The sequence below is a fragment of the Streptomyces iakyrus genome (assembly GCF_000717055.1).
GTDB lineage: Bacteria > Actinomycetota > Actinomycetes > Streptomycetales > Streptomycetaceae > Streptomyces > Streptomyces iakyrus.
In genome coordinates this window covers 203,502-215,188 of record NZ_JNXI01000019.1, presented here as the reverse complement: position 1 = coordinate 215,188, position 11,687 = coordinate 203,502, and the positions used below count along the sequence as shown (strand labels likewise).

Here is an 11,687-nt window from a genome sequence, read left to right as displayed (position 1 = left end):
CCGCACCCCCGTCCCCCTCCCCGCCCACCCCTCCCACCGGGCGATACGCGTGCTAAGGAGCCCGCGATGAGCGACATGATCACGGCGGACCTGGTCGATCTCGACCTGTCCGCCGAAACCAAGGAAGCGGCGGCGCGAGCCCTCGCCGAGCGCATGGTGGCCCTGGGCCGGGTGACCGACCTGGACGGCTTCCTCGCCGACGTGGCAGCCCGCGAGGCCCAGATGCCGACCGGCCTCGACGGCGGCATCGGCATCCCGCACTGCCGCAGTGCGCACGTCACCGAGCCGACGCTTGCCTTCGGCCGCAGCGCCTCCGGCATCGACTTCGGCGCCCCCGACGGCCCCGCCGACCTGATCTTCCTGATCGCCGCGCCGGCCGGTGCGGACGACGCCCATCTGACGATCCTGTCGTCGCTGGCCCGGCAGCTGATGAACAGCGAGTTCACCGACGCCCTGCGCGCGGTGGGCGATGCGCCGGCCGCGGCGGCCCTGATCCGCGGCGACGAGCCGGACGCACCCGCACCGGCGGGTTCCGAAGACACCGTGGCGTCGGCGGGAGCGGCCTCTCCCGCCGCCGCCACGGTCACCGACGACACCGCCCCTGCCACGGTCACCGACGACACCGCCCCTGCTGAGGAGCGGCCGTTCCGCATCGTCGCCGTCACCTCCTGCCCTACCGGCATCGCCCACACCTACATGGCGGCCGAGTCCCTGGAGAACGCCGGCCGCGAGGCGGGCGTGGAACTCACCGTCGAGCCCCAGGGATCGGCCGGTTTCACCCGGCTCGACCCGCAGGTCATCGCGGCGGCCGACGCCGTGATCTTCGCCCACGACGTGCCCGTGCGGGAGAAGGAGCGGTTCGCCGGAAAGGCCACGGTCGACGTCGGGGTGAAGGCCGGCATCAACCGCCCCGCCGAACTCATCGCCGAGGTCCGCGAGAAGGCCGCGCGCGGCGAGGTCTCCTCCGGTTCCGCCCCGGCCTCCCCGGTGGACCGCGCGGGCGACTCCGGCGAGGGCTACGGCACCAAGCTGCGCAAGTGGCTGATGTCCGGCGTCAGTTACATGGTGCCGTTCGTCGCCGCGGGCGGTCTGCTCATCGCCCTCGGGTTCGCGATCGGCGGCTACAAGATCAACAAGGCTCCGTCGGTGATGGACCACTTCCTGTGGACCCAGGCCGACAGCTGGGCGGCCCTGCTCTTCCAGATCGGCGGCGTCGCTTTCGGCTTCCTCGTCCCGGTCCTGGCCGGCTACATCGCCTACGGCATGGCCGACCGGCCCGGCATCGTACCCGGCTTCGTCGGCGGCATGATCGCGTTCAACATCAACGCCGGCTTCCTCGGCGGCCTGGCGGCCGGTCTGATCGCCGGCGGCGTGGTGATGGCGATCCAGAAGGTGAACGTCCCGGCGGCATTGCGCGGCATCATGCCCGTGGTGGTGATCCCGCTGATCTCCTCGGCGATCGTCGGGTTCCTGATGTTCGTCGTCATCGGCAAGCCCATCGCCGAGGCCCAGAAGGGCATGACCGACTGGCTCAACGGCCTGTCCGGCAGCAACGCGATCCTGCTCGGCACCCTCCTCGGCCTGATGATGTGCTTCGACCTCGGCGGCCCGGTCAACAAGGTCGCCTACACCTTCGCCACGGCCGGTATCGCGGTGGCCAGCCCCAGCGACTCGGCGATGAAGATCATGGCCGCGGTGATGGCGGCTGGCATGGTCCCGCCCCTGGCCATGGCCCTGGCGACGACCGTGCGCGGCAAGCTCTTCACCCAGACCGAGCGTGAGAACGGCAAGGCCGCCTGGGTGCTCGGCGCCTCCTTCATCTCCGAGGGCGCGATCCCGTTCGCCGCGGCCGACCCGCTGCGCGTCATCCCGGCCTCCATGGCCGGCGGCGCGGTCACCGGAGCCCTGTCGATGGCCTTCGGCGCCACGCTGCGCGCCCCGCACGGCGGCATCTTCGTGGTACCGCTGATCGGCAACGCGTTCCTCTACCTGATCGCCATCGCCGCGGGCGTCTGCGTCACGACGGCCCTGGTGATCGTCCTCAAGGGCCTGCGCAAGCCGGTCGAGGGTGCCGCACCGGCCTCCGGCGAGGGCGGCACGGCCCGGACGGCGGAGACGAAGCAGCCCGTCGCGGCGTGAAACGGCCGGAGGTTCGCCCCTTTCGAGGCGTGTGAACCGTTCATGCCACCTGCGAGATAGATCACGAAAGTCACGGCCCGGGACCGAAGTCCCGGGCCGTGGTGTCTACTGGGGCGCATGCCCGAGCACATCTCCCGATGGCCCGAAGGCCACCCGCTCCCCGCCCTCCCGCAACAGCGGCAGACGGGCCCCCGGTCGGAGTCCGTGGAGCTGACCACCGAGGAGAGAGCCGCCTTCGCCGACCTGGTGCGCCGACTCGGCGACACAGGCCTCTAGCGGAAGTCGTCTGCCTTGAGGCCGGTCCGCCTCAGGAGAGTTGCGAAGCCCGCCGCTCCATCGCATCGCGCGCCGCTTCCTCACTGGCGTACACCTCGCACATGTGCCGCCCGTCCGGCGTCGCCGTGTGCTCGACCTCCCAGAGGGAGACCTCCTCGCCGTCACGCAGCAGGAACGCGTGCTCGTAGAGCGAGAAGCCCAGGCCCGCCCGGCCCGCGCGGCACGGGCGGCCGAAGGCCTGGGTGATCTGGTGCCCCGACGCGGTGGCCAGCAGGGCCGCCGTGTCCGCGCCCGGCCGGTCCGCGTTCTCCGCCCGGCGCAGTAAACGGCGAGCGTGGTCCGCGGAGTTCTCCGCGGCGTACGCGTGCCGGGGAGCGGGGACCGGTGACAGCTGGACCGTCACCGGCAGTTCGAAGTCCGGGGTGTCCGGCGGCAGCGGCAGCCGCAGGGTGGCGGCGCGCAGCTCCTCCTCGTCGGCGTACACCTCGTGATGCGGCTCGCTGCCCGGCGCGGTGTTGTGGACGAGCTCCCAGAGCGTGAGCGCCGAACCGTCGGCGAGCAGCCACGTGTGCCGGTACGTCTCCCGGTGCAGGCCCGCGCTGTGGTGCGCGGAGTGCAGCGAACCGTCGTGCACCAGCGCGCAGTCCAGGCGCCTTATCGTCTCGTCCGGTAGCTCGAAGGAGTTCAGGGCGCGGCCGAGGAGTCGCGCGAGGTGCTCCTCCGGAGTCTCGGGCGAGTCGTGGGGTTCGTACGCTGCCGTCTCGTACGGAACGCTCAAGGTTTCTCCCGGCGTTGCTGCATGTCACCTTGTGGGTGCATACGGTAGCCCCTCGGTCGGACATCATGTCCGGGAACCGAGAAAACGTACGTCCGGGAAAACGCGCGGGCCGCGCGAAAAGTTCCCGCGCGGCCCGGTCGGTCCGTCAAAAACCCCAGCTGGGGTGGTCTTTCAGGTGGTCAGGAGGCGCTGCCCGCGACCCACTGGCCCCACGCCATGTTCCAGCCGTTGAGCCCGTTGTCCGGCGCCACCGTCGTGTCGGGGGAGTTCTTCACGATCACCACGTCCCCGATGAGGGAGTTGTCGTAGAACCACTTGGCCGGCGTGCTGCCGCCCGCGCCCTGGACGTCGGCGAGACCGACGCAGCCGTGGCTGGTGCCCTGGCGGCCGAACGGCGGGTTGCCCTTGTTGTACCAGTAGTTGCCGTGGATGAACGTGCCCGACGTCGTCAGACGCATCGCGTGCGGCACGTCCGGGATGTCGTACTCCCCGCCCAGCCCGACCGTCCGGCTGTTCATCCGGGTCTGCACGAACTTCTCGGAGATCACCATCTGCCCGTTGTACGTGGTGTGCTCCGGGCTGCCCGCCGAGATCGGGATCGTCTTGACGGTCCTGCCGTCCCGGACGACCGTCATGGTCTGGGTCTTGGCGTCGACCGTCGAGACCTGCGAACGGCCCACCGTGAAGGTGACCGTCTTCTTCTGCACGCCGTAGACGCCGTTCGCGCCCTCGACCCCGTCCAGGTCGATCTTCATCGTGACCTTGGAGCCGGCCTTCCAGTACTCCTCGGGCCGGAAGTCGAGCCGCTGCCCGTTGAACCAGTGCCCGACGACCTTCTGCCCGCTGCTGGAGGAGACCGTGATGTGCGACTGCACGGCCTTCCGGTCGGTGATGGCCTTGTCGAAGGTGAACGACACCGGCATGCCCACGCCGACCGTCGTGCCGTTGTCCGGCGTGTACGTGCCGATGAAGCTGTTCGACGACGTCACCGTCGTGAAGATGGAGTTGGCCGCGGCCGTCCGCCCGTCCGCGTCCTTGGCGGTCGCGGATATCTGGTACTTCGTCCCGCGCTCCAGCTGCTCCTTCGGCTTCCACACCTTGCCGTCGGCGGAGACCGAACCCGCAACTGCCTGGCCACTGCCCGCCACCGTCATCTTCACGTCGGTCAGCTTCCCGTCGCTGACCTTGACGCCGGTGGCGTTGATGGACGCGCCGGTCGACCCGTCCTTCGCCGAGATGGCGATCTTCGCGACGGACGTCTTCGGGTCGCCCTTGCCGCCCTTCTCGTCGTCCTTGGCGTTGGCGCTGCCACCGCAGGCGGTGAGCGTCAGGGCGCCGACCATCAGGGCGGCACAGGCCCCCAGAGTGCGCCGCGCTGAAATGTTCGGCGTTGTCACGGGCTGCTCCCAGTTCGTGTGATGTCGCGTGATCCGCTCCGGTACGTGAGGGAAGAGGGGCCGGGGAGCCGGTCGGGTTCCGTCCGTTCCCCATGAAGGCCGTCACGTGACAGAACCGCGACAAATTCCGGTTCGGCTGTGGATCCGCTGTGCCCGCAGGCCTGTTCAGCCCCCCGCGTACAGCTCCCCGTACGACGGCCACGCCCCGCCCGGACCATCCACCGGGTGCGCCGCCCGCACGGCCCGGACGATCGCGCGCGTCACCATGTCCGCACCCGCCGCGAGGATCTCGTTCAGAGCGAGCGGGTCCGCCGCGTCCAGCGCCCGGCCACCCGTCGCCAGCGCGAACACCGTGTCCCCGTCGTTGAGGAGATGCACCGGACGCACCGCACGGGCGATGCCGTCGTGCGCCGTGCCGGCCAGCTTCTGGGCCTGCGCCTTGGACAGGTCCGCGTCCGTGGCGACCACCGCGAGCGTCGTGTTGAGCGGGGGCTGCGTATTCCTCGCGGCAGCCTCGGCGAGCCGCCGCCGTGCCCGAGCGTGCACCTCCTCCGCCGGGTACTCAACCCGCCCCTGGAACAACTCCCCGTACAGCACCCCCGTTTCCGGATCCACCGCCGATCCCGCCGCGTTGGCCACGACCAGCGCGGCCACCGTGATCCCCGATCCGAGCACCGTGCTCGCGCTGCCGATGCCGCCCTTCACCACCCCGGCCACCGCTCCCGTGCCCGCCCCCACGCACCCCTGGGGCACCGGCGCGCCGACCTCGCCCGCCGCGGCGGCCTCCACCGCGGCCCGGCCGGTCGCCGCGTCCGGCCGGGCCCGGAAGTCACCGCCCCGCCCCAGGTCGAAGACGCAGGCGGCGGGCACCACGGGCACGACCTCCCCCGCTTCCGGCCCGACGCGGATCCCGCGACCCCGCTCCTCCAGCCAGGCCATGACCCCCGACGCGGCGTCGAGCCCGTACGCGCTGCCGCCGGTCAGCACGACCGCCTCCACCGTCCGTACCACGTTGCGCGGATCCAGCGCGTCCGTCTCCTTGGTGCCGGGCCCGCCGCCCCGCACGTCCACGGCGGCCACGGCCCCGCCCTCCGGGGCGAGCACGACCGTGGTGCCGGTGAGCCAACCGTCGCCGGTGCGCGTCGCGTGTCCCACACGCAGGCCGGAGACATCCGTCAGTGCGTCAACTGTCATGGGGCACAGTCTCGTCCGCGGCCGGCCCCGGCGGGCGTACCGGGCCGGTGGCTGCCGCGTCAGCCGGTTGACCTGGGGCTGCCGCGTCAGCCGGCTGACCTACGCGTGGGCCCGACCGCGGGCTGGATCGTGGACCCGACCGCGAACCGGATCGTGGGGGGGCCTCACCCGGTTCGCATCGCCGGCCCGCCCTCCCGTGCGGTCAGGCGCGTGGCCAGGGTCTCTCCGGCCACCACCGACAGGGCACAGACCACTCCCGCCGAGAACACCGCCCAGTGACCCAGGAAGGTGCAGCAGATCACCAGCAGGGCCGTCGTCGGCAGCACCAGCTGCTGGGTGATGCCCCGCTTGAAGTGGCGCGAGTGCAGGGCCCACACCGTGAGCAGGTACAGGGCCGTCGGCAGTGTCACCGCGGCCGACGCCGCCAGCGTGGAGATGTGGGCCTTGCCGACCGTCTGCTCCACCGCCACCTCCAGCCCGGCCCCGATCGCCGCCGCCGAGGCGAACACGAGGTAGTGGCCGTAGCCCCACAGGAACGCCTGGCGGTTGGTCCGCAGATGGCCGTGGATGGGCACCACGAAGTAGATCCACCACGCGGCGAAGATGACCAGCAGCCCGCCCGCCGCGATGGGGAGGAGCTCGCCCAGCGCGTCGTTCTCGTCGATGCCGGACTTCACGGCGATCGTGGCCGCCGCGATCGTCTCGCCGAGCACGATGATGGTGAACAGTCCGTACCGCTCCGCGATGTGGCGGGGGTGCCAGGACGTGGAGTGGTCCCTCTCCGCGAAGGGCGGCACGCACATCTCCAGCAGCGCCATCACCAGGAACCACCAGGGCCGGGCTCCCCCGGGCAGGAAGAGCAGCCCCAGCCAGCCGACCTGGCACGCCAGCACGCCGCCGGCGTACCGCAGGGCCGTCGTGCGCTCCGGGCCCCGGGCGGCGCGGGCCGCCCGCAGCCACTGTGCCGCCATGGCCACCCGCATGATCGCGTAACCGAGCCAGACCACGAGGTACTCGTGGTCCTCGAACGCCCGCGAGACGCCCGCCGCGAGGACCAGCACACCGGCGATCTGCACCAGCGTGACCACCCGGTAGAGGACGTCGTCGTTGTCGTACGCCGAGGCGAACCAGGTGAAGTTCATCCACGCCCACCACAGGGCGAAGAACACCATCGCGTAGTCGAGGATGCCCTGGCCCGCGTGCCCCTCGGCGACGGAGTGCACCAGCTCGATGCCCGCCTGGGCGACCGCCACGACGAAGCACAGGTCGAAGAAGAGCTCCAGCGGCGAGGCCGTCCGGTGCGCCTCGTCGCGGCCACGGGCCCGGAGCCTGCGCAGCGCCCCCTGGGTGCCGGGCGGGCGCGAGGCGCCGGGCGGGGGAGTGGGGCTGGACGTCATGCGTCCCAGCAGAGCAGAAGGCACGGGGAATTTCTCCGCGACCGTACCCTGGTTGCATGAGTACCGTCCCCGGCCCCGAGCCGCGCGAGCCGAAGCCCGCGCTGGTCTTCGACGACCCGCTCGACCAGCAGTCATCCGACGACACCGACCGCGGCTGGGGCGAGCGCACCGACTCCGGCGGCAGTGCGGCGGACCTCAAGCGCTTCCTCGACGAGAAGCCGCCCCACCACCTCTGAAGCCGTCGCGCTACTCCCGGTCGTGCCCCGAGCCGCGCTGCGCGACCAGGGCGTCCCGGATCTCCTTCAGGACCTCCAGCTCGGTCACCTCGAGAATCTCCTGGGTGCCCTCCTTCGCCTTCCGGCGTGCTTCCTGCCGGGCGAGGTACTTCGCCATGGGCAGGACCATCAGGAAGTAGACGACCGCCGCGGTGATCACGAAACTCAGGGCGGCACCGAGGACGGAACCCCACAGGATCTGGATGCCCTGCTCGCCCTCGCAGGTCGAGCTCAGGCACGAGCTGTAGTGGTCGAGGTTCTTCGTCCCGATGGCGCCGACGACCGGGTTGATGATCCCCTTCACCACGGCGTTGACGATGTTGGTGAAGGCGGCACCGATCACCACCGCCACCGCCAGATCGACGACGTTCCCGCGCATCAGGAAGGCCCTGAAGCCCTCCCAGACACTCGGCTCCTTCTTCTCGCTCACCTGGGGGCCTCTCCTCATACGAGCAGCTTGTAGAGCAGCGTGTGGAACAAAACGCTCCGCAACCTACGTCACCGGTGGGCCGAACCGGGCAACCAGGTCCCTCGAACGAGGACCTTGACGAGATCATGCACGCGATCACCACAGCGTCACTGCCAGCCGCCCGCTGGCGCTCGCGCCGGCCAGCCGGGCGGCGGTGGCCCGCGGCAGCGACAGCACGACCAGCGCACCGGTGTCGCCCGCGCCCTCCAGCGGCTCCGGCACCTTCGTCACCCTGGCGCCGCGCGCGACCACCCGGGCCTCGCCGCCCGGCACCGCCCCCTCGGCGGCGATGACGTCGACCCGGTCGCCCGGCCGCAGCAGCCGTACCGTGGCCGCGTCGGCGATCCGCACCGGGGCCGTCACCGACCCGGCGGTACGGCGCGTGTGCGCGGGATGCTCTCCGGACACCGGGGCCGTCTGCGCGGGAGGCCGGGCCCGGGGATGGCCACGGGCCCCGTCGCTCCCGCGCGGGCCCGCCGCCACGAGGGCCGTGGCGGTGACGGCGAGCCCCACGGCCACGGCCCGCCGCCGGTGCCGGACGAGCCGGCCGGACCGGTGCCCGCCGCGCACCCGTACCGGATCGAACCGCGGCACCTCACGGGTCGCGGGCACCTCCGCCCCGGGCGGGCACGCGGCGAGCGACCAGGAGGGAGACGAGGGAACGACCGAGGGACGAGCGAGGGACACGGGGACCACCACCTGTGACGACGAGGGACCGGCTTGCGCTCCCCACGATGAGGCCTCTCGCCACGGCCCGCTCAGGCCTGTGGACCCACCGCCGGCCTGTGGACAACTCCCTAACCCGAATGGCGACTTCCGCCACCCTCAAGCGCCTACAGCCGACCCCGCGCCTACAGCCGACCCCCCGCCTAGGACCCGCCCCCCTGCCTACAGCCGACCCCCTGGCTAGGACCCGACCCCCCGCCTAGGACCCGACCCCCTGCCTACAGCCGACCCCCTACGGCAGTGCGAACCCCGGATCCATCCCACCCAGCGCACGCACACACAAACAGTCCCGCTCACCCTCCGCGGGCAGCCCGGCCACCGCGTCGAACAGCACCCCCCGCAGCCGGTCCACATTCGCCGCGAACACCCGCAGCACCTCGTCGTGCGAGACGCCCTCGCCCGTCTCGGCGCCCGCGTCGAGGTCGGTGACGAGGGTCAGGGACGTGTAGCAGAGCTCCAGCTCCCGGGCGAGCGCCGCCTCGGGGTGGCCGGTCATGCCGACCACCGACCAGCCCTGCGCCTGGTGCCACAACGATTCCGCACGCGTCGAGAAGCGCGGCCCCTCGACCACGACCAGCGTGCCGCCGTCCACCGGCTCCCAGTCCCGGCCGCGCGCCGCCTTCAGTGCGACGGCCCGCCCCGCGGGGCAGTAGGGGTCGGCCAGCGACACGTGCACCACGTTCGGCACGGAGCCGTCGGGCAGCGGCAGCCCGTCGAAGTAGCTGTTGGCGCGGGACTTCGTGCGGTCCACCAGCTGGTCCGGCACCAGCAGGGTGCCCGGACCGTACTCGGGGCGCAGGCCGCCCACGGCGCACGGGGCCAGGACCTGGCGCACGCCGACCGAGCGCAGCGCCCACAGGTTGGCCCGGTAGTTGATCCGGTGCGGCGGCAGGTGGTGACCGCGCCCGTGCCGCGGCAGGAAGGCGACCCGCCGGCCGGCGACGTCACCGAGGAAGAGGGAGTCGCTGGGCGGCCCGTACGGGGTGTCGACCTGGATCTCGGTCACGTCGTCGAGGAAGGAGTAGAACCCCGAGCCGCCGATGACGCCGATCCCGGCGCCTTCCTGGTCCGCCACGTTCGCCTTGTTCGCCATGCCCGCACCTTAACCGCATGCGGAAACGCCGAGGACCCCGTCGCCCGGAGGGCGACAGGGTCCCGTAAGAATCAGGCCTTACGCGGCGGTGGTGCTGCTGGAGGAGGTGCTGCCGGTGCTCGACGACGAGCTCGAAGCGGAGCTCGACGAGCCGGAGTCGGAGGACGACGAGCCCGAGGAGCTCGACGACTTCGCAGCCGGCGAGCTGCTCGACGAGGAGCCGCGGCTGTCGTTCCGGTAGAAGCCGGAGCCCTTGAAGACAATGCCGACCGCCGAGAACACCTTCTTCAGGCGGCCCTGGCAGCTGGGGCACTCGGTGAGGGCGTCGTCAGTGAACTTCTGCACCGCCTCGAGGCCCTCGCCGCACGCGGTGCACTGGTACTGGTAGGTCGGCACTGTCTTCCTCCTGGCACTCTCACTCGATGAGTGCTAACGACGATCCATAGTGACGTATTCCGGCCGCTCAGTCCACTGCCACCGGCACGCGGTGACCCACGCCACGTGCTACGGTCCGCCCGCCCGCCCGCGCCGCCAGCCGGGAGCGCAGCGCCAGGAGGGTCGCCAGGGCCAGCACCGTGCCGCCCATCGGCACCAGGAAACCGGCTCCCGACCAGAAGCGGTCCTCCAGCTGTCCGGCGACCGTGACGGCGGCTGCCTGGCCCAGCGCGACCGCCCCGGTCAGCCAGGTGAAGGCCTCGGTGCGGGCACCGGCCGGGACCAGGCTGTCGACCAGGGTGTAGCCGGTGATCAGGGCGGGCGCGATGCACATGCCGACCAGCAGACCGAGGCCGGCGAGGACCGGCACGGAGTGGGCGGCCCACAGGCCGGACGCGGCCAGGGCCAGCGCCGCGTAGCCGGTGACCAGGCGCCGCTGCGGGGCGGCCTTCCAGGCGATCGCGCCGCAGACCACGCCGGAGAGCATGTTGCCCGCGGCGAAGACGCCGTAGAGGACGCCGTTCAGGCCCGGTTCGCCGATCGACTCGGTGAACGCGGCCAGGGAGACCTGCATGCCGCCGAAGACCGTGCCGATGCCCAGGAAGGTCACGATCAGCACGCGCACCCCGGGGACGCGCAGCGCCGAAGCGTGCTCCACGCGCGCGTGCCCGCCGGTGGCGACCGAGGGCTGCGTGCTCTTCTGCGCGGCGAACAGCAGGCCGCCGATCAGGGTCAGCGAGGCTTCCGTGACGAGCCCGGCGGCCGGGTCGACGGCCGTGCACAGGGCGGTGGCCAGCAGCGGTCCGACCACGAAGGTCAGTTCGTCCGTGACGGACTCGAAGGCCGCGGCGGTGGTCATCAGCGGCGAGTCCTTGAGCTTCACGCCCCAGCGGGCCCGCACCATCGGGCCGACCTGCGGCACCGAGGCGCCGGTCGGGACGGCCGCCGCGAACACCGCCCACAGGGGCGCGTCCAGCAGCGCGAGCGCGGTCAGCGTCAGACCGGACACCGCGTGCAGCAGCACTCCGGGGACCAGCACGGCGCGCTGCCCGTAGCGATCGGCGAGACGGCCGCTGTAGGGCGCGAACAGGGCCATGGAGACGCCGGTGACGGCCGCGGCGGCGCCCGCCGCTCCGTAGGAACCGGTGGTGTGCTGCACCAGCAGCACGATGGAGATGGTCAGCATCGCGAACGGCTGGCGTGCCGCGAAGCCGGGGAGCAGGAACGTCCAGGTGCCGCGGGTGCGCAGCAGCCGGCCGTATCCCGGTCGGGCGGAAGCCGTCGGGTTCTCCGACGCCTTCGAGGTGACCGTGGACGCCACGGCCCGTGCCTTTCTGCCGCCTGGTAGCGCGGCCCCGTAGCGGGCGGCGCCGAGAGCTGTCCTCTTGCGCGGAACTGCGGTAGATGCCGGGGCCCGGTGAGGAGGGGTGTCCCGACCGCCATACGGTCGCGCCAGCTCTGCGTCAGGCAGAGTTGGTTCGATCTGGGTAACGCCTTCATCGTACAGG

At 71.9% G+C, this 11,687-nt stretch carries 12 protein-coding genes; 3 read left to right on the top strand and 9 right to left on the bottom strand.

Annotated elements, in window-relative coordinates:
- The first annotated feature begins 66 nt into the window (after positions 1 to 66).
- A complete protein-coding gene (locus OO68_RS29075; protein WP_033312138.1) occupies positions 67 to 2,139 on the top strand; it encodes a PTS fructose transporter subunit IIABC in 2,073 nt (690 codons plus the stop codon).
- A 117-nt stretch (positions 2,140 to 2,256) separates the two neighbouring features.
- Positions 2,257 to 2,415 carry a hypothetical protein gene (locus tag OO68_RS46345; protein ID WP_157852758.1) on the top strand — a complete coding sequence of 53 codons (159 nt, stop codon included), beginning with the start codon at positions 2,257 to 2,259 and terminating at the stop codon, positions 2,413 to 2,415.
- A 31-nt stretch (positions 2,416 to 2,446) separates the two neighbouring features.
- On the opposite strand, the gene OO68_RS29070 is transcribed toward OO68_RS46345, so the two are convergent.
- From OO68_RS29070 to OO68_RS29055, 4 genes are all read right to left on the bottom strand, one after another.
- Positions 2,447 to 3,193 carry a DUF6227 family protein gene (locus tag OO68_RS29070; RefSeq protein ID WP_033312137.1) on the bottom strand — a complete coding sequence of 249 codons (747 nt, stop codon included), beginning with the start codon at positions 3,191 to 3,193 and terminating at the stop codon, positions 2,447 to 2,449.
- A 179-nt stretch (positions 3,194 to 3,372) separates the two neighbouring features.
- Positions 3,373 to 4,590, bottom strand: a complete 1,218-nt coding sequence (locus OO68_RS29065; RefSeq protein WP_209442628.1) for a L,D-transpeptidase — start codon at positions 4,588 to 4,590, stop codon at positions 3,373 to 3,375.
- A 165-nt stretch (positions 4,591 to 4,755) separates the two neighbouring features.
- The gene (locus tag OO68_RS29060; protein ID WP_033312135.1) at positions 4,756 to 5,784 is read right to left on the bottom strand and encodes a P1 family peptidase; all 1,029 of its coding nucleotides are present in this window, start codon (positions 5,782 to 5,784) and stop codon (positions 4,756 to 4,758) included.
- A 164-nt stretch (positions 5,785 to 5,948) separates the two neighbouring features.
- Complete coding sequence (locus OO68_RS29055) at positions 5,949 to 7,181, bottom strand: low temperature requirement protein A (protein WP_033312134.1); 1,233 nt, start codon at positions 7,179 to 7,181, stop codon at positions 5,949 to 5,951.
- Positions 7,182 to 7,237: 56 nt separating this feature from the next.
- Between OO68_RS29055 and OO68_RS29050 the strand changes: the two genes are divergently transcribed.
- Positions 7,238 to 7,417 carry a hypothetical protein gene (locus OO68_RS29050; protein WP_030845027.1) on the top strand — a complete coding sequence of 60 codons (180 nt, stop codon included), beginning with the start codon at positions 7,238 to 7,240 and terminating at the stop codon, positions 7,415 to 7,417.
- 10 nt (positions 7,418 to 7,427) lie between these two features.
- Here OO68_RS29050 and mscL read toward each other — a convergent pair whose 3' ends face one another.
- The 5 genes from mscL to OO68_RS29030 form a co-directional block, all read right to left on the bottom strand.
- Positions 7,428 to 7,886 (bottom strand): large conductance mechanosensitive channel protein MscL, encoded by a 459-nt coding sequence (gene mscL, locus OO68_RS29045; protein WP_209442627.1) that lies wholly within the window; start codon positions 7,884 to 7,886, stop codon positions 7,428 to 7,430.
- Between the two features lie 135 nt (positions 7,887 to 8,021).
- Entirely contained in the window at positions 8,022 to 8,537 is a 516-nt protein-coding gene (locus OO68_RS29040) for a hypothetical protein (protein ID WP_078625508.1), read from the bottom strand.
- A 346-nt stretch (positions 8,538 to 8,883) separates the two neighbouring features.
- Positions 8,884 to 9,744 carry an S-methyl-5'-thioadenosine phosphorylase gene (locus OO68_RS29035; protein WP_051814845.1) on the bottom strand — a complete coding sequence of 287 codons (861 nt, stop codon included), beginning with the start codon at positions 9,742 to 9,744 and terminating at the stop codon, positions 8,884 to 8,886.
- Between the two features lie 78 nt (positions 9,745 to 9,822).
- Positions 9,823 to 10,140, bottom strand: coding sequence for an FmdB family zinc ribbon protein (locus OO68_RS44460; protein ID WP_078625507.1), 318 nt, complete (start codon positions 10,138 to 10,140; stop codon positions 9,823 to 9,825).
- Positions 10,141 to 10,207: 67 nt separating this feature from the next.
- Complete coding sequence (locus tag OO68_RS29030) at positions 10,208 to 11,500, bottom strand: MFS transporter (RefSeq protein WP_033312132.1); 1,293 nt, start codon at positions 11,498 to 11,500, stop codon at positions 10,208 to 10,210.
- Positions 11,501 to 11,687: the final 187 nt, after the last annotated feature.

Bases quoted from the DNA above. Each gene is read 5' to 3' on its own strand.
- OO68_RS46345 (WP_157852758.1), top strand. From the start codon at position 2,257: ATGCCCGAGCACATCTCCCGATGGCCCGAAGGCCACCCGCTCCCCGCC.
- OO68_RS29050 (WP_030845027.1), top strand. From the start codon at position 7,238: ATGAGTACCGTCCCCGGCCCCGAGCCGCGCGAGCCGAAGCCCGCGCTG.
- OO68_RS29075 (WP_033312138.1), top strand. From the start codon at position 67: ATGAGCGACATGATCACGGCGGACCTGGTCGATCTCGACCTGTCCGCC.
- OO68_RS29060 (WP_033312135.1), bottom strand. From the start codon at position 5,784: ATGACAGTTGACGCACTGACGGATGTCTCCGGCCTGCGTGTGGGACAC.
- OO68_RS29055 (WP_033312134.1), bottom strand. From the start codon at position 7,181: ATGACGTCCAGCCCCACTCCCCCGCCCGGCGCCTCGCGCCCGCCCGGC.
- OO68_RS29035 (WP_051814845.1), bottom strand. From the start codon at position 9,744: ATGGCGAACAAGGCGAACGTGGCGGACCAGGAAGGCGCCGGGATCGGC.